General features: G+C 77.0%; 2 pseudogenes. Both read right to left on the bottom strand.

From position 1 onward, the window contains the following. Positions 1–501 (bottom strand): annotated as a pseudogene (locus tag L0B03_RS18810) (4-(cytidine 5'-diphospho)-2-C-methyl-D-erythritol kinase); the annotation flags it as partial. Next, positions 498–647: pseudogene (locus L0B03_RS18805) on the bottom strand (16S rRNA (adenine(1518)-N(6)/adenine(1519)-N(6))-dimethyltransferase); the annotation flags it as partial. The pseudogenes L0B03_RS18810 and L0B03_RS18805, both read right to left, overlap by 4 nt.

Here is a 647-nt window from a genome sequence, read left to right as displayed (position 1 = left end):
CAGGGGCGGCGCCACCAGGTCCCCCCGGCCGCGCCCGACGGCGGTCTGACCCAGCAGCGCGAAGGGCCCGTCCGAGCCGAGCTCGGCGGCCAGCTCGTGGAGCTGCTCACGCGACAGGCCCGTGCCCCACAGCGCGTCGCAGGCGAGCAGGGCGGCCGCGGCGTCGGCCGAGCCCCCGGCCATGCCCCCGGCGACGGGAACCCCCTTGTCGAGATGCAGGTGCACGCCAGGGTCCACACCGGTGGCCTCGGCCAGGAGGTGGGCGGCGCGCAGGGCGAGGTTGCTCGCGTCGGTGGGGACCAGGTCCGCCTGCTCCCCCGAGACGCTCAGGGAGGGCGTCTCGGCCTCGCGTGCCGTGACCTGCTCGTAGGCCGAGACGGCCTGGAAGACCGTCGCGAGGGGGTGGTACCCGTCCTCCTGACGGCGCCCGACGGCGAGGGCGAGGTTGATCTTGCCGGGTGCGCGGACGCGCACCTCGCGGGCCGTGGTCGAGGTGGTCACCGGTCCACTCTTGCACGGGTGGGCAGGTGCTCGGCGACCCGGGCGAAGGCCTCGATGCCCAGACGTTCGCCGCGGTCCCCGGGGTCGACCCCGGCCGCGCGCAGCGCCTGCTCAGCGGCAGCCGGCGAGCCGGCGAGGCCGGCGAG

Origin of the sequence: Actinotalea sp. C106 (assembly GCF_023630195.1) — a bacterium.
Lineage (GTDB): Bacteria > Actinomycetota > Actinomycetes > Actinomycetales > Cellulomonadaceae > Actinotalea.
Note: the sequence above shows the minus strand (reverse complement) of the source record. Positions and strands in the feature narration are given on the sequence as shown.